The organism is Basfia succiniciproducens (genome assembly GCF_011455875.1).
Taxonomy (GTDB): Bacteria; Pseudomonadota; Gammaproteobacteria; order Enterobacterales; family Pasteurellaceae; genus Basfia; species Basfia succiniciproducens.
This window is the reverse complement of the sequence record NZ_CP015031.1, coordinates 276932-298256: the sequence shown is the minus strand read 5'-3', so window position 1 is coordinate 298256 and position 21325 is coordinate 276932. Positions and strand designations below refer to the sequence as shown.

The 21325-nt window shown below is 41.1% G+C and carries 22 protein-coding genes and 4 tRNA genes; 2 read left to right on the top strand and 24 right to left on the bottom strand.

The features are described from left to right. The first annotated feature begins 6 nt into the window (after positions 1–6). A tRNA-Leu gene (locus tag A4G13_RS01480) sits at positions 7–92 on the top strand. Between the two features lie 122 nt (positions 93–214). Here the strand turns inward: A4G13_RS01480 and recC are convergent. The 18 genes from recC to A4G13_RS01390 all read right to left on the bottom strand — a co-directional run bounded on the left by recC (position 215) and on the right by A4G13_RS01390 (position 14663). Beyond that, positions 215–3658 carry an exodeoxyribonuclease V subunit gamma gene (recC, locus tag A4G13_RS01475; RefSeq protein WP_090654670.1) on the bottom strand — a complete coding sequence of 1148 codons (3444 nt, stop codon included), beginning with the start codon at positions 3656–3658 and terminating at the stop codon, positions 215–217. A 74-nt stretch (positions 3659–3732) separates the two neighbouring features. Beyond that, entirely contained in the window at positions 3733–4020 is a 288-nt protein-coding gene (locus A4G13_RS01470) for a DUF5374 domain-containing protein (RefSeq protein ID WP_041639601.1), read from the bottom strand. Further along, a complete protein-coding gene (locus A4G13_RS01465; protein ID WP_090654669.1) occupies positions 4004–4705 on the bottom strand; it encodes a DUF2572 family protein in 702 nt (233 codons plus the stop codon). The genes A4G13_RS01470 and A4G13_RS01465 overlap by 17 nt, the downstream gene beginning before the upstream one ends. Further along, positions 4692–5333 carry a PulJ/GspJ family protein gene (locus tag A4G13_RS01460; protein WP_090654667.1) on the bottom strand — a complete coding sequence of 214 codons (642 nt, stop codon included), beginning with the start codon at positions 5331–5333 and terminating at the stop codon, positions 4692–4694. Before A4G13_RS01460 ends, A4G13_RS01465 begins: the two co-directional genes overlap by 14 nt. Then, complete coding sequence (locus tag A4G13_RS01455; RefSeq protein WP_090654665.1) at positions 5330–5860, bottom strand: pilus assembly FimT family protein; 531 nt, start codon at positions 5858–5860, stop codon at positions 5330–5332. Before A4G13_RS01455 ends, A4G13_RS01460 begins: the two co-directional genes overlap by 4 nt. Positions 5861–5971: 111 nt before the next feature. Further along, positions 5972–6047: transfer RNA gene (locus tag A4G13_RS01450), tRNA-Lys, on the bottom strand. 31 nt (positions 6048–6078) lie between these two features. Continuing rightward, positions 6079–6154: transfer RNA gene (locus A4G13_RS01445), tRNA-Lys, on the bottom strand. 31 nt (positions 6155–6185) lie between these two features. Next, positions 6186–6261 (bottom strand) — tRNA-Lys (locus A4G13_RS01440). 258 nt (positions 6262–6519) lie between these two features. Continuing rightward, complete coding sequence (gene pal / locus A4G13_RS01435; protein WP_090654663.1) at positions 6520–6981, bottom strand: peptidoglycan-associated lipoprotein Pal; 462 nt, start codon at positions 6979–6981, stop codon at positions 6520–6522. A gap of 11 nt (positions 6982–6992) precedes the next feature. After that, complete coding sequence (gene tolB / locus A4G13_RS01430) at positions 6993–8285, bottom strand: Tol-Pal system beta propeller repeat protein TolB (RefSeq protein WP_090654661.1); 1293 nt, start codon at positions 8283–8285, stop codon at positions 6993–6995. Positions 8286–8326: 41 nt separating this feature from the next. Beyond that, a complete protein-coding gene (gene tolA / locus A4G13_RS01425) occupies positions 8327–9505 on the bottom strand; it encodes a cell envelope integrity protein TolA (protein WP_090654659.1) in 1179 nt (392 codons plus the stop codon). 17 nt (positions 9506–9522) lie between these two features. Beyond that, positions 9523–9945: a colicin uptake protein TolR gene (tolR, locus tag A4G13_RS01420; protein WP_011199900.1), complete on the bottom strand. Its 423-nt coding sequence runs from the start codon at positions 9943–9945 to the stop codon at positions 9523–9525. 70 nt (positions 9946–10015) lie between these two features. Beyond that, complete coding sequence (gene tolQ / locus A4G13_RS01415; RefSeq protein ID WP_011199899.1) at positions 10016–10702, bottom strand: protein TolQ; 687 nt, start codon at positions 10700–10702, stop codon at positions 10016–10018. 22 nt (positions 10703–10724) lie between these two features. Continuing rightward, positions 10725–11126 (bottom strand): tol-pal system-associated acyl-CoA thioesterase, encoded by a 402-nt coding sequence (gene ybgC, locus A4G13_RS01410; RefSeq protein WP_090654658.1) that lies wholly within the window; start codon positions 11124–11126, stop codon positions 10725–10727. Positions 11127–11551: 425 nt separating this feature from the next. Next, positions 11552–11839, bottom strand: coding sequence for a cyd operon YbgE family protein (locus tag A4G13_RS01405; protein WP_090654656.1), 288 nt, complete (start codon positions 11837–11839; stop codon positions 11552–11554). A 2-nt stretch (positions 11840–11841) separates the two neighbouring features. Continuing rightward, positions 11842–11940 carry a cytochrome bd oxidase small subunit, CydX/CbdX family gene (locus tag A4G13_RS01400; protein ID WP_011199896.1) on the bottom strand — a complete coding sequence of 33 codons (99 nt, stop codon included), beginning with the start codon at positions 11938–11940 and terminating at the stop codon, positions 11842–11844. Positions 11941–11952: 12 nt separating this feature from the next. Next, positions 11953–13089, bottom strand: coding sequence for a cytochrome d ubiquinol oxidase subunit II (cydB, locus tag A4G13_RS01395; RefSeq protein WP_090654654.1), 1137 nt, complete (start codon positions 13087–13089; stop codon positions 11953–11955). Between the two features lie 2 nt (positions 13090–13091). Further along, entirely contained in the window at positions 13092–14663 is a 1572-nt protein-coding gene (locus A4G13_RS01390) for a cytochrome ubiquinol oxidase subunit I (RefSeq protein ID WP_090654652.1), read from the bottom strand. Between the two features lie 572 nt (positions 14664–15235). On the opposite strand from A4G13_RS01390, the gene A4G13_RS01385 reads away from it, so the two are divergent. Continuing rightward, positions 15236–15550, top strand: coding sequence for a DUF5339 domain-containing protein (locus A4G13_RS01385; RefSeq protein WP_090654651.1), 315 nt, complete (start codon positions 15236–15238; stop codon positions 15548–15550). A gap of 85 nt (positions 15551–15635) precedes the next feature. Here the strand turns inward: A4G13_RS01385 and ruvB are convergent, their stop codons facing one another. From ruvB to aspS, 6 genes are all read right to left on the bottom strand, one after another. Then, entirely contained in the window at positions 15636–16643 is a 1008-nt protein-coding gene (ruvB, locus tag A4G13_RS01380) for a Holliday junction branch migration DNA helicase RuvB (protein WP_011199892.1), read from the bottom strand. 9 nt (positions 16644–16652) lie between these two features. Further along, positions 16653–17267 carry a Holliday junction branch migration protein RuvA gene (gene ruvA / locus A4G13_RS01375; RefSeq protein ID WP_011199891.1) on the bottom strand — a complete coding sequence of 205 codons (615 nt, stop codon included), beginning with the start codon at positions 17265–17267 and terminating at the stop codon, positions 16653–16655. Between the two features lie 63 nt (positions 17268–17330). After that, positions 17331–17903, bottom strand: coding sequence for a crossover junction endodeoxyribonuclease RuvC (gene ruvC, locus A4G13_RS01370; protein ID WP_090654649.1), 573 nt, complete (start codon positions 17901–17903; stop codon positions 17331–17333). Between the two features lie 54 nt (positions 17904–17957). After that, a complete protein-coding gene (locus tag A4G13_RS01365; RefSeq protein WP_011199889.1) occupies positions 17958–18701 on the bottom strand; it encodes a YebC/PmpR family DNA-binding transcriptional regulator in 744 nt (247 codons plus the stop codon). A gap of 325 nt (positions 18702–19026) precedes the next feature. Next, positions 19027–19473, bottom strand: coding sequence for a dihydroneopterin triphosphate diphosphatase (gene nudB / locus A4G13_RS01360; protein ID WP_090654647.1), 447 nt, complete (start codon positions 19471–19473; stop codon positions 19027–19029). 63 nt (positions 19474–19536) lie between these two features. After that, on the bottom strand, positions 19537–21309 hold the full coding sequence (gene aspS / locus A4G13_RS01355) for an aspartate--tRNA ligase (protein ID WP_011199887.1): 1773 nt from the start codon (positions 21307–21309) through the stop codon (positions 19537–19539). Between the last annotated feature and the right edge of the window lie 16 nt (positions 21310–21325).

The following is a 21325-nucleotide window of genomic DNA, read 5'->3' as shown; positions in this document are numbered from 1 at the left end:
TAAAATGCTCTGGTGGTGGAATTGGTAGACACGCCATCTTGAGGGGGTGGTGACCGTAGGTCGTGCGAGTTCAAGTCTCGCCCAGAGCACCAAAACCGGAAAGACAGCTTAAAATGCTGTCTTTTTTATTATAAGTTTTCAGACATTAATAACCACCAGAACATTAGTAAACCGTTGATCCCGAATATAGCCAATTCTGCTTTTAAAGACTTATCTAAAGTTTAACCTTTTCCACCGAATTCAGCATTAAACCGAACCAGTCCCGGGTTGTTTGTTGGATTTGCATTAGTTTTTCTTTGTCTGAATTTAATTCCGTTGCCTGTTGAAATACGCGGGTCCAATAAATGTCTTCTTTTTCATTGGTATAATTGTTTGATGATTTAAATAAATCGCGCAAATTATTAAAGGCGGACAACGTGTCAAATTCGGTTTCCGGTTGACAGGATTTTAAATAATCGTCAATTTTATATGTCGGTACGATTTGTACCTGTTTTAGCCCCTGCAAATAGGCTTTAACATATAATTTAAGTATGGAAAGTGCGGTGGATTTTTCCAAAGTTTTGAAACCGATACAACCGTTTTTGCCATAATATAAAGGCGGATTAACATTATCCGTGGTGCAAAGTTGCAGCAAATAATATAACCAGTTTTCAATAATATGCTTATCTTTCACTTCGCCGACCCGCCATTTTACCCGTTGTGCAAAAGGCTGATAAAGATGGTCTAAATGTCCGGTGAGTAAAACGCTTTGTTCACCCATATCTAATGTAATTTCGACAAACTGATGAGCGGGCTCCTGACTTAAATAAGCGCTAATCTTATTTTTTAATTCCGCGGCTTCATTTTGCAATCGTCGCTTATAAATGTCACCAAAATGACCGTAAGGCAAAATACCCTCCAGCTTCAGGCGTTCGAAATAGTTGTCGGTTTCATCATCGGCAAAACGAATCAATTCGTCTTTTATCAAAAAATTGTCCAGATTATCCAAAGTGAAATTTTCCGTTTCCGGAATTTGCTCGTCCGTTTGTTGAAAATAAACGCCCAACCGTTTCTCAAAAAAGAATTTCACCGGATGTTGTACAAACTGTACAAGCTGAAGAATATCGATTTCCCTCACTTCATCAATTTCACCGCTAATCTGTTGGGTAAAATCAGGCACGGGATATTGATTACGATTAACTAACGGCAGCCATTCTTTTGCATAAGAACGATGCATTGCAGAAAAATTATCAGGGCTGAATATCGTCATTGAATGATATTGAACTAAACTTGTGCGAATTTGTTCGATTTCTTCGTCGTTATTCGCTAAATTTTCCGCCAAATAATCCAATAACTGACTGACAAGCACCGAAGGCTCTCTTTGCTGATTATCAATGATAGATTGCCCCACATAACTCACATAAAAATAGTTTTCCGCCGCCAGTAAGGCTTCTAAAAATAAATAACGATCGTCATCACGGCGAAATCTATCGCCTTTTTGACGATGATATTGCATTAAATCAAAACTATTCGGCGTTTGCTGACGCGGATACTCGCCGTCATTCATGCCCAGTAAACAAACCGCTTTGAACGGAATTGCCCGCATAGGCAGCAACGTGCAAAAACTCACTTTTCCGACTAAAAATTTCAGACTCGTATTTTTATCGTTTAACTGCTCTGCCATCACTTCGGCAATAACGTCAATTTCCAGTTTACTGGTAAAATTGACTTCGTCTAATTGTTCATGAAGTTGTTGAATGATCTCTTTAAGATAAAGTATCGCTTCGAGGCTTTGCTCATTCTCCAAGAAAAAATGATCTACCAATTCCAGCAGTGCTTGACCCCATTCTTCATAACTATGAGGGTTACGCAAGAATTGTTGCCATTGGTAAAGCCGCTCGATAAAAGCAGCCAGTAATCCTGCAAGTTTGCCTTGCAAGCCGTGACTGTCGTCAAAGCCTAGGCTATCCTGCCAAATACCGTTTTCCGCGCGCATAGCATAACCAAGCAGCATTCGCTCTAATCCCGATTGCCAGGCATTATAATTTTTAAGACTATTATCAGTTCGCTTTTCCAACCCGAAGCGAATGCCTGAATTTTTAACCCATTCCCGAATAGTTTCTAAGTCTTCCAATTCAATCTGAAAACGCATACGGATAGCAGGAATATCTAAATAAGCCAGCACTTCTTCAGCACTGAATTGGCTTTCTTTTAAATTCAATAACATAAGAAACGAGGCGATTAATACGTCGCTTTCAGTCAATTTATTGTCTGAGATTGAAAACGGAATATAACGCTTATCCGCTTGATAAAATTGGTTAGTTTGCAAATCTTTTTGATATTGTCCGAAGACCGCCTGAATATAAGGCGCATATTTATCAATATCGGCAACCATTACCACAATATCTTTCGGAGTAAGATTTTTATCTAATTCGAAAAGGGATAATAAATAATCATGCAGAACCTCAACTTCGCGCATAACGCTGTGACAAGCGTGAATGGTCAGTGAATTATCTTCTTGCGGTTTATTCAGTTTTTTTACCGCCATAGGAATTAAATCCAAAATATGACCTTGAACCTGAGATAGCAAGGTTTTGTCGTCAAGATCTACAAAAGCGATAATTTCCCGATTATGTTCTTCCGCTCGAGTCATTAAATCCGTTAATAAATAGAAGAAATCCCGACCCAATTTCCCCCAACCGGCTAACAGCGGATTCCCGACCAGCAGTTTTTCGTTATCCGGAGAAAACTCGTAATTTTCTTGTTGCATATTCGTCAAGGTTGCCGAACTTAGCAATGCGGTATGATTATTTTCATAATGGTCAAACCGTTGGCGGGTTTGCAATTTCTGTAAAAAACGATCATCAACAATATCACCCCAATATTCGCGGCTCGGATTATTAAAAAACAAATGAATATCACAATACCGACTCATTGCCTCAAAAGTTTCCAAATAAGATTGAGGCAAAGCGGAAATACCGAAAATAAAAATTCGCTGCGGCAAATTTTCCGGTTTAGCGCTGCGTAATTTATCAATAAACGCCTGATGTAAATTAGCCCGGTGGCGCACTTTATAACCCGCCCCGCGCTGAACTTCATCAATTAGCGCACGCCATAAAATCCCTTGCCACTTAATATCCCGTTTGATTTGTGTAATTAATTCAGGATTATCGTCTTTTTGATAGGTACCGATAGCCTGCTCAATTGATTCCGGCTGATTATTTTCCCAGGCTTGAATCCAATTTGGACGGTAAACTAAATATTGGTCGAAAAGATCAGCTACTTTACGGGCTAATTGATATAATTTTTGCTGTTCGGAGTACGGTGAATTTTTCAGATAATTTTCTAACGCCTGAAAGCAGGGTTCGGAAAGAAATTGCGGAATTAGCTGCATTAAACGCCAGGTCATGGCATCTTTGTTAAATTGTGTCTGTTGGCTTACGTCTTCTAATACATTGATATATTGCTGCCAAATAAAGCTTGCCGGCATAGGAAATTTGAGATTAGCGGCAATACCTTTTTTTTCTGCAATTTTCAGCTGCAACCACTGCGCCATACCGGGGCTTTGCACAAGAATAATTTCAGTTTGAAAAGGATCGTCCGGCGGCAAAAGCTGCATTAATTCAATTAAGATGTCTTTTTGAACATCAAGTCGATTCGAATGGTAAACCGTAAACACAATAAATTTCCTAATAACCAATAGTGCGGTTATTTTCAGTGAGTTTATTTTTAACTGCAAGGGATTTATTGATTTTATAACGTTAATTTCCCCATTGGATAACTTACGGTTATTTTCTCGCCGACACATAACAGGCGGAATTGAATGCCATTTTGCACCACTTGAGATTCACAACCCAGACCTAAAAACAGCCGTTGTTTCTGATTTTCCGCAATTTGTACCGCTTGAAAATATTGATAAATTTCTACCGCACTTTTACGCTGATAACCGGACCACTGCAAAATACTGAGCATTATTACGCTAAAAAGTACCATTGTTATCAATAAAGATACGGATGTCATACCTTTAGTTATTTTCCGCATCAAAGTCACTCCAACTGCGTTCGGCTAATTTCCACAGACTGAATTCCCGATAAATAAAATCCATCACATATTTATTGTAACTAAGCTGAACGCCTTCAAGCTCTACGGGATAATCACTGATAACAACGCCTCTTAATCGCCCTTTTCCTTCAATTTTCAACGGTTCTTTTGCAATAACCACGGCATTGGTGTCACCGCTCAGGATTAAAGATTCGGTCGTTTCATCAAGCCAATAAAGAAACACCTTTTGACCGGTGTCCTCATTTATATAAGACTGATTAAATCTATGACGAAACAGTTCGATATTCTCTTCATTCACTGCCGTACTATAACTTTCAAATTTTTTGGTAGGCTTGGTCGCTAGCAATGAATAACGACGGCAACGCAAAAAATGCGAAATTTCTACCGCACTTTTATTTGATGATGAGGTCGATAAACTTATGGGTAACGTATAACTTGCTGTGTTATCGGGTAATCCGTCTGAAATTTGCTGGCAAATAACAGGCATCTGTTCTATTGCCAAATTCTGCAACTGCGCCATTTGGCTGACATAAGCGGAACGCTGCGCCATAATACCACGATGATAATGAAGCTGATCATCGGTGAACAACATTGTCGATACAGCAAGACCGGCAATGATAAACACAATCATCTGGGTTGCAAACCCACTTTTACAGGTTCTCATCCCACATCACCTCATTCATGATCGGTAAGATAATAGATGTTTCATAAAAAAGGGATTTCTGTTGTTTCAAATACCCTTTGAGATAAATCTCAATGCCTTTCTTCTCAACAAGCCATTTAAATTGCAACTGACTTACGGCAAATTTATCCGAATCAATCAATTGTTCCCAGCCTAAGCGCAAAGAACAACCTTCAACTAAGGTTTTTTCATTGCGTTCAGTATTGGTTTTCTTCGCCTGCGGAATCGCTTCCAGCCGCTGATTATATAGCCTATAACCCAATACTACTTTCGTATCTTCCTCTGTATTTTGCTTTTTAAGTTTAGTTTTATCCGACTCCCCCAACCCGTAAGTGAAAATAACGCAGCTATTCGGTGATTCTTTGGAGAAATGATCAAATTTAATTTTCTCAGGTTCGGAATAAGGCAAGTCAAATCCTGTGCGGCGTAAATCTTTCGCTATAATCTGTAAAATACTCTGTAATTCCGCTTGCAACTCTAGCCGCTGCATAACTTGTAAATTCGTATTCTGAACATAAACATAAAACTGCACGGCAATTAAAATTAAAAAAGCAGATAGCGTCATGGATATAAGCAAACCAACCAAGGTCTCGCCACGATAAATCATCATTCCTCCGCCGTATTAAAGCAGGAAGAACTGCTTCCCGGTTTTTTGATACTGACATTTCCCATTTTTGAAAAACTCAATACGCTCTGTTTATTGGAGGAAATAAGGGAAAAGCAATTATTCTCGGTGGTTCGCCGGACTCCACCGAATTTCGCCGTAATAGCAGGATAATATTTTTTACCGACAAATTTAACTGTGTCAGGAAATAACGGATAATAAAAATGCGGCAATAATTCTTTCGGACATAAAGCGGGATAAAAGCAATCGCAAATAAACAGATCATGTTTGATTTGTGCGGTAAAACACCAATTTTTTTGATCAAAGGAACGATTAGCAACCAAGTGCCAAACCTGATTAGAATTTTCCACCCGAGCCTGGATATTTTTAATAAAAAGCAACAACCGTTGTTGTTCCTGTTGCAGCATTTGGCTTTCACCTAAAGATTGCCAACCGGAGAGCGTCAGCGAACCGGAAATACTGATTAATAACAGCACAGTTAGAAATTCAATTAATGAAAAACCTTTCCTCATAAAATTTCCTTATTTTTGACCGCACTTTAAAAGAGATATGACAAATAAAGAAATCAAATAAGTAAATTTTACGATCAGGATCGCAATAATAAAGAATCTTTGGGAATTAAGTGGTGGGTCGTGAAGGATTCGAACCTTCGACCAACGGATTAAAAGTCCGCTGCTCTACCGACTGAGCTAACGACCCATATTGAATATGGATAAAACCAAATTTTAAGTGGTGGGTCGTGAAGGATTCGAACCTTCGACCAACGGATTAAAAGTCCGCTGCTCTACCGACTGAGCTAACGACCCATATTGAATATGGATAAAACCAAATTTTAAGTGGTGGGTCGTGAAGGATTCGAACCTTCGACCAACGGATTAAAAGTCCGCTGCTCTACCGACTGAGCTAACGACCCACAAGGTTACGCTGTGTAACGGGTGCTTATAATACGGATTTTAATTTAATAATCAACTAATTTTTTCATTATTTTTTTTATTTGCCTAAATAGGCAACAAATTTAGTAAATTTTGAACAATAATCCTCATTTATGAGAAATAAATTATTTCATCATTATTACTTCATTAATGTTTAGTCTAAGCAACAAAAAAACAGGAGCTATAAATAACTCCTGTTTTAGAACTAATAATGAATATAAGTTAAATTATTCAAATAATTAGTATGCTAACACTGCACGACGGTTTTTAGCATAAGCTGCTTCGTCATGACCTAACACTGCAGGTTTTTCTTCACCGTAAGAAACAGTTGATAATTGACCAGCTTGAACACCTTTAGCTGATAAGAAATCTTTAACTGCATCCGCACGACGTTGACCTAATGCGATGTTGTATTCCGGTGTACCACGTTCATCAGCGTTACCTTCAACTAATACTTTAGCTGCCGGAGTTGCTGTTAAGTATGAAGCGTGAGCATCTAATAATTGTTGGTATTCGCCTTCGATATCATATTTATCGAATGCAAAATAAACGGTGTTATAACGAGTTGTTAAATCTTGTACTGACATACCACCGTATTGTGCGCCTGCATTTGCGCCGTCTGCGCTAGCATCGTTGTTTGATGAACTACATGCTGCTAATGCTAATACTGGTGCAACTAACAATAATTTTGCTAATTTCATTGATTTTCTCCTTAGTTTTTATCTAGATACGGTGACCAAGCCGGGAATTTTACTTGTCCGTCTGTTCCTGGTAACCGCGCTTTAAAGCGTCCGTCTGCGGACACTAATTGTAACACCTTTCCTAACCCTTGGGTAGAGCTATAAATGATCATAATACCATTTGGTGAAAGACTAGGGCTCTCACCTAAGAAAGAAGTGCTCAATACTTCACTTGCACCACTGGTAACATCTTGTTTTACAACATTATTATTACCGTTAATCATCACTAATGTTTTACCATCGCTACTGATTTGAGCGCTGCCTCGACCACCAACAGGTGATGCCGCACCGCCTGAAGAACTCATGCGATACACCTGTGGTGACCCACCTCTGTCCGAGGTAAATAAAATTGAACTGCCGTCCGGTGACCAACTAGGTTCGGTATTATTACCGGAACCGCTTGTTAATTGAGTCGGCTGACCGCCGTTGGCGCCCATTACATAAATATTTAATTGCCCTTCTTTATTTGAAGCAAAGGCTAAACGCGAACCGTCCGGTGAAAATGCCGGCGCGCCGTTATGACCTTGGAATGAAGCCACAACTTTACGTGCACCGGAACCTAAATCCTGAACAACCAACTGTGATTTTCTGTTTTCAAACGAAACATAAGCTAAGCGTTTACCATCAGGAGACCAAGCAGGAGACATAATTGGTTGTGAGCTGCGGTTTACAATGAATTGATTGAAACCGTCATAATCCGCCACACGAATTTCATAAGGTTTAGAGCCGCCGTTTTTCTGTACCACATAAGCGATACGCGTTCTGAAAGCACCTTTAATTGCCGTTAACTTTTCAAAAACTTCATCGCTGACGGTATGCGCGCCATAACGAATCCATTTAGCGCCTACGGTTACGGAATTTTGTGCCAATACCGAGCCCGCACCGCCTGAAGCACCAACAGTATCAACCAATTGATAGGCAATATTATAACCGTTACCTGTTGCGGTTACCTGACCAACAACAATGGCATCAACCCCTAAAGCTGCCCAAGCATCCGGTGTTACTTCCGATGCGGAAGCGGGTTGTTGCGGCATTTGACTTACCGGAATCGGATTAAATTTACCGCTGTTACGTAAATCTGCGGTCACAATTTCTGCAATATCTGCGGGTACGGAACCGTTTGTTTTAAACGGAACCACAGCAATAGGGCGAGCCCCATCAACACCTTCATCAATTACGATTCGGACTTCATCATCCGCTTGTGCAGTACTAATCGCAAAAAATAATACGGCGAATGCACTTAACATGCGAGTTAAAAATTTCATCATACCACCTTATCGGTTTATCTTACTTTCCAAAAAAACAATTATTTTAAATCAAAGTCAATAATTGGATTTTTGTATTTATTGTACACATCATCAGACGGTGCCGCAGGAACTTTTTTCGTTCTTGCTACCGCACTTAACGCTGCCGTACAAATATCATCCGGACCAGAAACTTTTTGGTATCCGGTAATTGTTCCGTCACGGGCTAATTGAATTCTAATGCTACATACTTTACCGGCAAAACTAGGATCTTTTAAGAAACGACGTTTGATTTCACGTTTAATCACCGCTCCGTATTGATCACCGACTTTACCGCCGTCGCCGGCACCTAAACCTGCACCGCTACCCTGGCTGCCCGCTTTATTGGCATTGCCGCCTTTCATAGCACTACCGCCACCGACATCGCCGCCATTTAAGAAATCATCCAGTGCTGCTTGTTTTGCTTTTGCATCAGATTTTGCTTTCGCATCCGCCTTGGCTTTTGCTTCGGCATCAGCTTTCGCCTTAGCTTCTGCTTTGGCTTTTGCTTCGGCATCGGCTTTTGCCTTGGCTTCAGCTTTAGCTTTTTCTTCAGCCTCCGCTTTAGCTTTGGCCTCCGCTTGTGCTTTTAGTTTAGCTTCTTCAGCAGCTTTTTCTTTTGCTTCCGCTTTGGCTTTTGCTTCAACCTCTGCTTTTGCTTTGGCTTTCGCATCTTCTTCCGCTTGTTTCGCAGCAGCCGCGAGGCGTTTTGCTTCGGCATCCGCTTTTAATTTTGCCGCTTCCGCTTCTCTTTTTGCTTTCGCTTCCGCTTCTGCCTTCGCTTTTTCCGCAGCTTCCTTCTGAGCTTTTAACTCTTGTTGTCTTTGCTGCTCCGCTTGTTTTTGTTGTTCTAACTGTTTTTGTTTTTCAAGTTCTTGTTGTTTTTGCTTTTCAACTTGTTCTTCTATTTTCTGTTCGGGCTCTGGCGAATGCTGTTCTTCATCAACTTGATCAGGCACTTTCTTTTGTTTTTGTTTATCCGTTTGCCCTTTTTTATCTTGTTGAATACGTCCCCACTCTTTAGCGGCTGCGCCCGTATCAACCATTACTGCGCCGATAACTTCGCCGTCACCTTCACCGCCGCCCATAACTTCCACTGTGTGGTAGAAAGAACTCAGGATCAACAAACCGAACAAGAGTATGTGCAAAACCAATGATGTCAGAAATGCACTTCTTTCTTTGTTTTGTCGATTATTTTTCACCGCTTATCCTATTCAAACTAAATTGGATCTGTCATTAAACCAACAGATTTAATACCCGCAAGATGAAGTAAATTAAGTGCCTTGATTACTTCTTCATAAGGCACGTCACGTGCGCCACCAATTAAAAACATTGTGTTCGGATCTTTTTCAAATTCCGCTCTGGTTTGTTCGGTAACCATTTCTTCAGTTAAATTTTCCGTGCGCTGCCCTGCAATGGAAATCGCATATTGTCCGACTCCGGCAACTTCAATAATTACAGGTACTTTATCTTCATTCGAGACGTTTTGACTTTCAACGGCATCAGGCAGATCAACTTCTACGCTTTGACTAATAATTGGTGCGGTTGCCATGAAAATAAGCACCAAAACTAACAATACGTCCAAAAAAGGCACGATGTTAATTTCGGATTTAATATTTCTTTCTTTACGGCGATAAGCCATAGGAACCTCGTAAAATTCTTCAAAAATTAACCGCACTTTTCATCAGTAAAGTGCGATAAAAAAGCTTACATTAATGAGTTTTGCTGCCAAATACCTGGCGATGTAAAATTGTGGTAAATTCATCAATGAAATTGCCATAATTTTGTTCTAATTTATTTAGACGTAAGCTTAAGCGGTTATATGCCATTACCGCAGGAATCGCAGCAAACAAACCGATTGCCGTTGCAATCAATGCTTCGGCGATACCCGGTGCCACCATTTGCAGGGTTGCCTGTTTCGCGCCGCTTAATCCCATAAATGCGTGCATAATCCCCCACACGGTACCGAACAAGCCGATATACGGGCTGATCGAAGCCACTGTGGCTAAAAACGGAATGCGGCCTTCTAATTCTTCAATTTCACGATTCATTGTCAGGTTCATAGCACGAGAGCTACCTTCAATAATTGACTCGGGAGCTTCCGGATTTGCTTGTTTTAAGCGGGAAAACTCTTTAAACCCTACATAAAAAATCTGTTCACTACCGGTTAAGCCGTCGCGACGGTTTGATAAACCTTCATAAAGTTTGGTTAAGTCTTCGCCGGACCAAAAACGATCTTCAAATGCTGAAGAATCTTTTAGCGCTGTCGTTAATACGCGGCTGCGTTGGATAATAATCGTCCAGGAAATAACCGAGAATGCGATTAAAATTAAAATAACAATTTGAACGACGATACTCGCCTTAATAAATAATTCGAAAAAATTCAAATCACCTGACATTACATAACTCCGAAAAAGATATCTACTTAGAAATTGCGGCCTTCACTTCTGCCGGAAGTGCCGCAGGTTTCATTTTACCAAGATCAACACAGGCTACTTTTACCGTAGCCGTAGTTAAAACTAATTCATCTCTTTTTAATATTTGTGAGAATAGGATTGTCGCCCCTTTGACTTCTACAACTTCGCTCTCAACAATCAATGCATCATCCAGGCAAGCCGGAAATCGATAGTCGATATTCATCGATTTGACCACAAATGCAATGTTTTGTTCATGCAATAATTGATTTTGCGAAAAATTCAAGGTACGCAAAAATTCCGTTCTTGCCCGTTCAAAAAAATGTAAATAACGAGCATGATAAACTACACCGCCAGCATCCGTATCTTCATAATACACGCGTACGGGAAATTGAAATGTGTTGTTCATTGCAATTCACTGTCCTTACTTTAGAGGCGATTTATAATCGGTTTTAAAGAAATCCTCAACTACTTTTACTACTCCCCGAAAAGGTCAGTAAAACTGGCGTATTTTAGAGCTAGTAAATATGATAAGCAAGCATTTAACCCATTAAATTTTAAAAAATTATAAAAATTAAAAATCAAAAAATTTTATTGAACGCCTATGATTTTTAGAGCTTGTTGATGTTTTAAGTATATAAAATAAACAAAATTAAACGATTTATTGTACCCAGCACGCAAGCGTACTGGGTTACGCATAGTTGAGCAGCTTTGCTGCTCCTAATTTCACAGCCCCAAAGGGGCTGAACTATGTGTAACCTAGTACGGCTTTGCCGTGCTAGGGTTCAAGATGATTAAAATTTATACTTAAAAAATAAATAGCCTCTAGCTTTTTTAATATAAAAAATGCTGAAATAACGCAACAAAACTAATGAGATAACCAAATATAGGAAAAAATAAATATTTACCCAAATCAGACCGAATATCAAAGCCCATACCATGGATCCATAAAATAACCGTTGACCATAAAATTAATACTACCCATATGGGATTTGCAGTTCTCAGCTCAGAGGCAAATTGATGGATATTAAAGAAAAAGCAGGCGGTTAATAAAATCGCTAAAATAAATGAAAGGGCTCGCCAAGAGCCCTTATTTACTAATAGATATACTGAATTAATCATGATTATTCATCAAATTTTCCAGATTTTTCAATGCGTATTGTAATCATCACACTGGCTAAAATAGCTAACAACACACCCACTACCCAAGCTAAATAAAACATAATGATTCTCCTTTAGTATAATGAGTTTTTGTTTTCTTCGATAAAGTTGCCGTCAAGACGACCAAACATCTTGGCATATGCCCAAATAGTATAAATAAGCATAATCACAACAAACACCAAAGCCAAACCGAACATTAAACTTAACGTTAATTCGCTTGATGTCGAATCCCACATTAATAAGCTCATATCAGGGTGAGTGATCGAAGGCATTACAAACGGGAACATTGCAATACCGCAGGTGAAAATCACACCTAGCATAGTTAATGCGGAAAAGAAGAATGCAAAACCTGAACGATCCGCTTTAGAGGAAGCGATATTCAATAATGCACCAACCACGACTAATGCAGGGAATATCCACAATACCGGCATTTCATAGTAGTTATTAAACCAAGCGCCTGTTTCCAATGAAACGGTTTTACCCAGCGGCGAAGAAGGCGCAAAGTGATCGACCGTACTATTTAATACAAAACCGTCTTTATACAGCAACCAGACGCCAGCAAGTATGAACGTAATTAAAGTTGCAAATGCGCCGACTTGAGTGATTGCCCGAGCGCGATCACGCAGATCCGAAGTCGTTTTCATTTGTAACCAGGCAGCGCCATGAGTAATTAACATAGACAAGCTAATCAAACCGCAAAGGATAGCAAACGGATTTAATAATTCAAAGAAAGTACCCGTATATTTCACTTGCAGTAAATCGTTAAACTCGAACGGCACGCCTTGCAATAAGTTACCAAAAGCAACACCAAATACTAGAGAAGGCACAAAACCACCGAGGAATAACCCCCAATCCCAGGCTTTACGCCATGCCGGATTATCAATTTTAGCGCGATATTCAAAGCCTACCGGACGGAAAAATAATGCCGCCAGAACTAAAATCATCGCAATATAAAACCCCGAGAAGGATGCGGCGTAAACAATCGGCCATGCGGCAAACATCGCACCGCCGGCGGTTAATAACCAAACCTGGTTACCGTCCCAATGCGGCGCTACGGAGTTAATCATGATGCGTTTCTCGACTTCTTTTTTACCGGCAAAAGGTAATAAAGTGAGAACGCCCATATCAAAGCCGTCGGTTACCACAAAACCAAGTAGCAACACTCCAATTAGGATCCACCAAATAAAACGTAAACTTTCGTAGTCAAACATAATTAGGCTCCTGCTTTAGATGATTGTTCGAAATAATAGCGACCAGTCTTCAATGAACTTGGACCCAGACGACCAAATTTATACATTAAATACATTTCAACAACGATAAATAACGTGTAAAGACCGCAAAGCAAACCGATTGAGAACCAAAGGTCACCGGTACTTAGTGATGAATTTGCCACACCTACAGGTAATACTTCATAAATCGCCCACGGTTGACGACCGTATTCCGCAAGGAACCAACCGCATTCAATAGCAATCCAAGGTAATGGTAAACACCATAATAAGGCATGAAGTAAAAGAGGAATTTTGGTTGTCGCATTACGAAGGTTTTGAATAAATGCGCCTGCAAGCAATACCATAATTACACCTGCAAGAGCGGCCATCACACGGAATGACCAGAATACAGGCGCAACATTCGGAACCGTATCTCTTGTAGCTTGTTTGATCTGTTCTTCAGTCGCATCAACAACTTTATCGGTATAACGTTTCAGCAATAACCCATAACCTAAATCGTCACGGGTGGCTAAGAATTGGGCTTTGGTTTCTTCATTAACCTGACCGGCTTTCTTCTGCGCACGTAATTCTTCCAATAAACCGTAAGCCACCATACCATTACGTACGCGACCTTCGTTTTCAATCAAAATATCATGGATACCCGGATAAGTTTGATCTAATGAACGAGTCGCCATAATTCCGCCAAGATACGGAATTTGGAATTCAAAGTCATTTTTCATTTCCGCATCATTCGGAATGGCAAATGCATTCCAGGAAGCGGGCGCTTCTTGAGTATGCCATTCGGATTCCATCGTCGCTAATTTGGTTTTCTGCACATTACCGACTTCATAAGCGGATTGATCACCCATAATAATAGTGGCGATAATAGAAATGAAGCCAAATACGGACGCAACGGAGAACGAACGTTTAGCAAAGCCGATATCGCGACCTTTTAATAGATAGTATGCGCTAATCGCCAGTACAAACATAGCACCGGAAACATAACCGCCGGCTAAGGTATGAACCAGTTTACTTTGTGCGATGGGGTTTAACCATAAATCCATAAAGCTGGTCATTTCCATTCGCATGGTTTCAAAATTAAACTCTGAAGCCACCGGGCTTTGCATCCAACCGTTCGCCACTAAAATCCACATCGCAGATAAGTTAGAACCAAATGCTACGCAATATGTCGCAAGCAAATGTTTGGCTTTTGTCAGACGATCCCAACCAAAGAAGAATAAACCGACAAAAGTCGATTCTAAGAAGAAAGCAAGTAACGCTTCAATGGCCAACGGCGCACCAAAAATATCACCGACATAATGAGAATAATATGACCAGTTTGTACCGAATTGGAATTCCATCGTAATACCGGTAGTCACACCCAGAGCAAAATTAATTCCGAATAATTTGCCCCAGAATTTTGTCATATCTTTATAAACTTGTTTATTTGTTGCCACATATAAGGTTTCCATAATCACCAGGATAAATGACAAACCCAACGTTAACGGCACAAACAAAAAGTGATACAACGCAGTTAATGCAAACTGCAAGCGAGAAAGTTCAACAACGTCTAACATCTCAACTCCCTGTAAATGCTACAAGATTTTTTAATCCGCTGATTAGACCGGATAATTAACATTTTGATTATGAACTGCGGCTTTAAATATAAACAAAATGCTAATCCTGCCGGATAATCACCCCATAAAGTTAAGTTATTCAGCGCACCTGAAATATTTTTCTTGAATTATAAGTTGTTCAAGTTTAAAACTATCGGAAGCGGGATATAACTCTTATCGGTGCAATTCTACTACTATTTGTGAGGATAAAAAACAATAAAAAAGCTACCCAGATCACATTTTTAGAATTTATATCAAAAAACATAAATTCAATTAAAAATACTAAAATTTGATCCAGCGCAAATTATATGTGTTATTAACCTGTTTGCAACTTTTATCTACTTTAATTGACAAAATTTAGGTTAATTTACAATTAAGACTGGACAAAAAGTAAATGTTCTGCTATGTTCGAGCCTGTTTTTACCAATCTAACTTCAGTGGTTTGTAGAGGGTTTAATAACCTCCGTCGCCGTTTCATTCAAACGCCTCAAATCCTAACTTTTTTAGATTATTATTTATAGGTAAGGAATTATATGATTTCGAAAATCAAAGTATCTCTTGTCGCGCTTTGCGCCGGCTTATTTTTTGTTAGCGTTAATACATCCGCCGCTGAAACAAAAACACAGGTTCCGCAACAATGTCAAAAATTATTCAGCGCAACGGAACGTTTAATTGAAGAAGCTGAAAAACAGCCGGGTACTCATACACAGGTAAGCAAGATTAAAAACAAATTAAATCAAAGCAAAAAACAAATTTTAGAAATGGAACTTGCTACACAAATTAAAAGTTGCGACCATGGTTTAGCAAGATTAAACAGATTAAATCAGCAAGATCAAATTACTAATTAAAAAAGAAAAAGCTTACCGCAATGATAAGCTTTTTACATTAAGTTTTGATATCTTAATCTATAGTAATATAAAGAATACATAATTCTTATTCGGTTAATTTATCCAATCCAAAGTGACGATAGGTTCTTGATGTCGCAATACGGCCCCTTGGCGTGCGTTGCAGAAAACCTTGTTGAATTAAATAAGGTTCCAATACGTCTTCAATAGTATCCCGCTCTTCACCGATAGCGGCGGCTAAGTTATCTAACCCCACCGGGCCGCCGTCAAAGCGTTCAATCACAGCGCTAAGTAATTTTCTATCTAAATAATCAAAACCGGCTTGGTCAATATCCAACATTGATAGTGCTGATTTTGCAATATCTTCCGAAATAATTCCCGCATTTTTTACATCGGCAAAATCCCGAACCCTGCGCAACAAACGGTTAGCAATACGAGGGGTTCCTCGAGAACGGCGGGCTATTTCATGGGAGGCGCCGTCTGACATTTCCAAATTTAAACAACCTGCACTACGGGCGACGATAGAGGTTAAATCCTCAACGGAATAAAACTCTAAGCGCTGAACGATACCGAAACGATCGCGCAGAGGCGAAGTTAAAGAGCCTGCCCGGGTGGTGGCACCGATTAACGTAAAAGGAGGTAAATCTAATTTAATTGAACGTGCCGCCGGCCCTTCTCCAATCATGATATCCAGTTGATAGTCTTCCATTGCCGGATACAGTACTTCTTCTATTGCCGGGGAAAGACGATGGATCTCATCAATGAACAACACATCATGCGGCTCTAAGTTTGTCAACATAGCAGCAAGATCGCCGGCTTTTTCCAGAACAGGACCCGAGGTTGTACGAATATTCACCCCCATCTCATTGGCGACAATATTGGCTAATGTGGTTTTACCCAATCCCGGCGGACCAAAAATCAATAAATGATCCAAAGCATCTTGCCGCAATTTGGCGGCTTGGATAAAAATCCCCATTTGCTCCCGCACTTGAGGCTGCCCCACATAATCCGTTAAAAGTTTCGGACGGATTGCCCGATCAATATATTCATCACCTAATTGTGCGTTACTACTGATTATGCGATCTGCTTCTATCATATCAATTCTCTATAATGCGGCTTTTAAGGCTTCACGGATAAGTTGTTCGCTGGTTAAATGAGGTTTCGCTATTCGTTTTACCATTTTTTCCGCATCGCTCGCTTTATATCCCAACGCCATTAAGGCGGCAACCGCCTCTTCGGCAGGTACTTCGGGAGAAGTTGTAACGGGATCTACCGCACCGACATGGCTACTTTCAACAAAGAAGTCCGGCTGTTTAATGCCTTTAAACTTACCTTTCAGTTCAACAAGCAAGCGTTCCGCCGTTTTTTTACCTACGCCCGGAATTTTCACTAATTTGGATAATTCCTCATGCTCGATAGCATAAGCAAATTCATTTACTGACATCGCAGACAAAATAGCCAGCGCCAGTTTTGGCCCGACACCATTGGTTTTGATGAGTTCACGGAATAAAGTGCGGTCGGTTTTGGCGGAAAATCCAAACAGAAGATGAGCGTCTTCGCGCACCACAAGATGAGTAAATAAAACCGTCTCTTGCCCGATTTCAGGTAAATTATAAAAACTTGTCATCGGCAGCAATAATTCATAACCGATACCATGAACATCTAACAAAATTTCAGGCGGTTGTTTTTCAAGTAAAATGCCCTGGAGTCGACCTATCATATATACCTTAACGTTAACAATAAAATTGGCCACAGTATAAATTAAAACTGGATAGATAACCAGTTAAATTTTTAACCGAAAACGCCCTCTGCTGTACCGGGTTCTTAAAAGTGCGGTCGTTTTTTCATGATTTTCCGTTGACTTGGCACTCGTAGCCACCTGCAAAGAATGCTGAATCGTATGGGCATGAGTAATGGCAATTGCCAGCGCATCCGCCGCATCCGCCTGCGGTTTGTCCGATAAACGCAAAATACGGGTAACCATATCCTGCACCTGAACTTTATCCGCCGAACCGCTGCCCGTTACGGTTTGCTTGACCAAGCGCGCGGCATATTCAAAAACCGGCAAATTCTGATTTACCGCAGCAACAATAGCGGTACCTCTTGCCTGCCCCAGTTTTAGTGCGGAGTTCGGATTCTTCGCTAAAAAAACCTCTTCAATGGCAAACATATCCGGACGGAATTGAGTAATAATTTCCGTCACTCCCGCATAAATGCGCTTAAGCCGGGTAGGTAAATCCTCAACCTGCGTACGTATTGCGCCGCTGCCTAAATATTCCAGCGTTCGCCCCGTTTGCCGGATAACGCCATAGCCGGTTACCCGAGAGCCGGGGTCAATGCCTAAAATGATCGCCATAAAACTCCAAATAAAGAGGGCGAACACCTTGGTTCGCCCCGATAAAAAAGCGTATTACAGTAATGCCGCCACTTCATCGCTAATTTCACCGTTATGATATACGTTTTGTACATCGTCACAGTCTTCCAGCATCTCGATTAAACGCAGTAATTTCGGTGCGGTTTCCGCATCCAAATCAACGCTTGTGGTCGGGATCATGCTGACTTCCGCTTCGGCAATTTTGAAGCCCGCTTTTTCGATACCGTCACGCACATCGCCCAATTCTTCCCAGGCGGTATAGATTTCGAAGGAACCGTCGTCTTGCGGCTGAATATCGTCTGCACCCGCTTCAATAGCCGCTTCCGTTAAAGCGTCTTCATCCGCACCCGCATCAATAATAATTAAGCCTTTTTTATTGAATAAATAGCCTACCGAGCCTTCCGTACCCAGGTTACCACCGCATTTGGTGAAACTTGGACGAACCTGAGAAATCGTACGGTTGGCGTTATCGCTTAAACATTCCACCATCACCGCCGTACCGCCCGGGCCGTAACCTTCGTAAATACGGGTTTCCATATTAGTGTCGTCACCGCCGCCCACGCCGCGGTCAATCGCACGGTTAATGGTATCGCGCGTCATATTGCTGGCAAGGGCTTTATCCACCGCCGCCCGTAAACGCGGATTTGAACCCGCATCGCCGCCGCCGATTTTTGCTGCGGTAACTAATTCGCGAATTAATTTGGTAAAGATTTTACCGCGTTGCGCATCTTGCGCCGCTTTACGGTGTTTAATATTAGCCCACTTACTATGACCTGCCATTTGATATTTTCCTTTTTAATTATTATGTTACTTTTCTTTGCGTTGCCAAAGAAAAGTAACCAAAAGAAAGGCAACCCTGCTTTGCCTTGTTTCCTAAAAATACTTTAATTTGCTTAACGAAAAATTTGTAAACTCGCTTTGCTCAAACAGTACAAATTTTTCTACAAATTAAACCATTTTTAGGCGGCAAAGAAGGGAACCCATTGCTACATATTAAAGTGCGGTAAAAAAACATAAATTTTTGACCGCACTTAGAAAATCTATTTACAGCCCCAAAGGGGCTGAACTATGCGTAACCTAGTACGGCTTTGCCGTGCTAGGCAATTCACGCACTTTTATCAATTAAATATTTCCTAATCACCTGTGCATTATTGGGTGATTTAGTCAGTTCTGCCGCTTTTGCAGGTTCTAGCCATTGATAAGCTAAATGTTCCGTTAATACAGGAACACGCTCATCAGGCAATTCGAGCAAAAACCAGTGCTCTTTGCAATGCGTCACATTCGGTGCGTATTTATACCGAAAATGCGGGAAAATTTCAAATTCCACCGATTGATGACAATCAACTAATGTTAAATTTTCCCGTTTGATATCAATCCCGGTTTCTTCCTTAACTTCGCGAAGTGCGGTCAAAAACGGCATTTCTTTTTCCGCCAAGGATCCCGTCACCGATTGCCAGAATTCAGGATCGTCTTGGCGTTGCAGCATAAGAACCCTGCCTGAATTTTTTGCATAAATGACAACGAGAACGCTATTGGGATTTTTGTAGTTCATTTTATAACGGTTATAAATTACAAATAGGGCGTATGCGACATGCCCCTACAAATTGTCCAATAATTATTCCTTATCCGTTTTCACCACAGAGATTGAAAGCTCCTCTAACGCTTGCGGATTGGCAAAGCTTGGGGCTTCGGTCATTAAGCAGGCGGCGGCGGTAGTTTTCGGGAAGGCGATAACGTCGCGGATATTGTCTGTGCCGGTTAACAGCATGGTTAAACGGTCTAACCCGAAGGCAAGACCTGCATGCGGCGGAGTACCGAATTTTAAAGCGTCTAATAGGAAGCCGAATTTTTCCCGTTGTTGTTGTTCGTCAATACCTAAAATGCGGAACACGGTTTGCTGCATTTTCGGATCGAAGATACGTACGGAACCGCCGCCTACTTCGTAGCCGTTAATCACCATATCGTAAGCATTTGCCACCGCGCCTGTCGGATCCGCTTCCAACTGTTCCGGACTGAAATCTTTCGGTGAGGTGAACGGATGGTGCATCGCGGCAAGATTGCCTTCTTCGTCACGTTCAAACATCGGGAAGTCGATGACCCATAACGGCGCCCATTGGTCTAATTGGGTTAAAGCTAAATCGCGTCCTAGTTTCAAACGTAGCGCGCCCAGTGCATCCGTAGCGGTCTGCCATTTATCCGCACCGAAGAATAAAATGTCACCCGTTTGGGCGGAAGTGCGGTCGAAAATCGCCTTAATTTTTTCTTCCGTTAAGAATTTTGCAATCGGGCTTTGTACGCCTTCAAGACCGGCATTCACATCGTTCACTTTTAACCACGCCAAACCTTTTGCGCCGTAAATGCCCACAAATTGAGTATATTCGTCAATTTGTTTGCGGGTAACGCTTGCGCCGTTCGGCACGCGAATTACCGCTACGCGACCGTTCGGATCATTTGCCGGGCCGCTGAATACTTTGAAATCCACATCTTTCACGATATCCGCGACATCCGTGATTTCCAACGGATTGCGCAAATCCGGTTTGTCCGAACCGAAACGTTGCATAGCTTCAGTCCAGGTCATCACCGGGAATTTGCCTAAATCCACATTAATGGTGTTTAACCACAAACCGTGAATCATTTTTTCCATAATTTCACGCACTTCCGGCGCGGTTAAGAAACTGGTTTCCACATCGATTTGGGTAAATTCCGGTTGGCGGTCGGCACGTAAGTCTTCATCTCGGAAACATTTGACGATTTGATAGTAACGATCAAAACCGGACATCATTAACAGCTGTTTGAATAACTGCGGCGATTGCGGCAAAGCGTAGAACTTGCCTTTATGCACGCGGCTCGGCACCAAATAGTCGCGGGCGCCTTCCGGAGTGGCTTTGGTCAGCATTGGGGTTTCGATATCTAAGAAACCGTTGTCATCCATAAAACGACGTACAAAACTGGTGATCTTGGCGCGGGTTTTCAAACGCTGCGCCATTTCCGGACGACGTAAATCCAAATAACGGTATTTTAAACGCTGTTCTTCGGTATTATTCTGGTTAAAGTCCAGCGGCAACACGTCGGCGGCATTGTAAACGGATAATTCTTTCGCCAGCACTTCCACTTCGCCGGTCGCCATATTTTTATTGATTTGATTATCCGGACGGGCAATGACTTCACCTTTAATTTGAATACAAAACTCATTACGTAAACTTGCCGCCCGGGTTAATGCCTGCTGATATTTCGGGTCAAAACAAACCTGCACGATACCTTCCCGGTCACGCATATCGATAAAAATCAAACCGCCTAAATCGCGACGACGATGAACCCAACCGCTTAATGTCACTTCCTGACCAATATTTTCACGGTTTAATCCACCGCAATAATGAGAACGCATCATATCTGTTTTCCTTTAA

Bases quoted from the DNA above. Each gene is read 5' to 3' on its own strand.
- A4G13_RS01470 (WP_041639601.1), bottom strand. From the start codon at position 4,020: ATGCGGAAAATAACTAAAGGTATGACATCCGTATCTTTATTGATAACA.
- A4G13_RS01465 (WP_090654669.1), bottom strand. From the start codon at position 4,705: ATGAGAACCTGTAAAAGTGGGTTTGCAACCCAGATGATTGTGTTTATC.
- A4G13_RS01460 (WP_090654667.1), bottom strand. From the start codon at position 5,333: ATGATGATTTATCGTGGCGAGACCTTGGTTGGTTTGCTTATATCCATG.
- A4G13_RS01455 (WP_090654665.1), bottom strand. From the start codon at position 5,860: ATGAGGAAAGGTTTTTCATTAATTGAATTTCTAACTGTGCTGTTATTA.
- pal (WP_090654663.1), bottom strand. From the start codon at position 6,981: ATGAAATTAGCAAAATTATTGTTAGTTGCACCAGTATTAGCATTAGCA.
- tolB (WP_090654661.1), bottom strand. From the start codon at position 8,285: ATGAAATTTTTAACTCGCATGTTAAGTGCATTCGCCGTATTATTTTTT.
- tolR (WP_011199900.1), bottom strand. From the start codon at position 9,945: ATGGCTTATCGCCGTAAAGAAAGAAATATTAAATCCGAAATTAACATC.
- tolQ (WP_011199899.1), bottom strand. From the start codon at position 10,702: ATGTCAGGTGATTTGAATTTTTTCGAATTATTTATTAAGGCGAGTATC.
- ybgC (WP_090654658.1), bottom strand. From the start codon at position 11,126: ATGAACAACACATTTCAATTTCCCGTACGCGTGTATTATGAAGATACG.
- A4G13_RS01405 (WP_090654656.1), bottom strand. From the start codon at position 11,839: ATGATTAATTCAGTATATCTATTAGTAAATAAGGGCTCTTGGCGAGCC.
- A4G13_RS01400 (WP_011199896.1), bottom strand. From the start codon at position 11,940: ATGTTTTATTTAGCTTGGGTAGTGGGTGTGTTGTTAGCTATTTTAGCC.
- cydB (WP_090654654.1), bottom strand. From the start codon at position 13,089: ATGTTTGACTACGAAAGTTTACGTTTTATTTGGTGGATCCTAATTGGA.
- A4G13_RS01390 (WP_090654652.1), bottom strand. From the start codon at position 14,663: ATGTTAGACGTTGTTGAACTTTCTCGCTTGCAGTTTGCATTAACTGCG.
- A4G13_RS01385 (WP_090654651.1), top strand. From the start codon at position 15,236: ATGATTTCGAAAATCAAAGTATCTCTTGTCGCGCTTTGCGCCGGCTTA.
- ruvB (WP_011199892.1), bottom strand. From the start codon at position 16,643: ATGATAGAAGCAGATCGCATAATCAGTAGTAACGCACAATTAGGTGAT.
- ruvA (WP_011199891.1), bottom strand. From the start codon at position 17,267: ATGATAGGTCGACTCCAGGGCATTTTACTTGAAAAACAACCGCCTGAA.
- ruvC (WP_090654649.1), bottom strand. From the start codon at position 17,903: ATGGCGATCATTTTAGGCATTGACCCCGGCTCTCGGGTAACCGGCTAT.
- A4G13_RS01365 (WP_011199889.1), bottom strand. From the start codon at position 18,701: ATGGCAGGTCATAGTAAGTGGGCTAATATTAAACACCGTAAAGCGGCG.
- nudB (WP_090654647.1), bottom strand. From the start codon at position 19,473: ATGAACTACAAAAATCCCAATAGCGTTCTCGTTGTCATTTATGCAAAA.
- aspS (WP_011199887.1), bottom strand. From the start codon at position 21,309: ATGATGCGTTCTCATTATTGCGGTGGATTAAACCGTGAAAATATTGGT.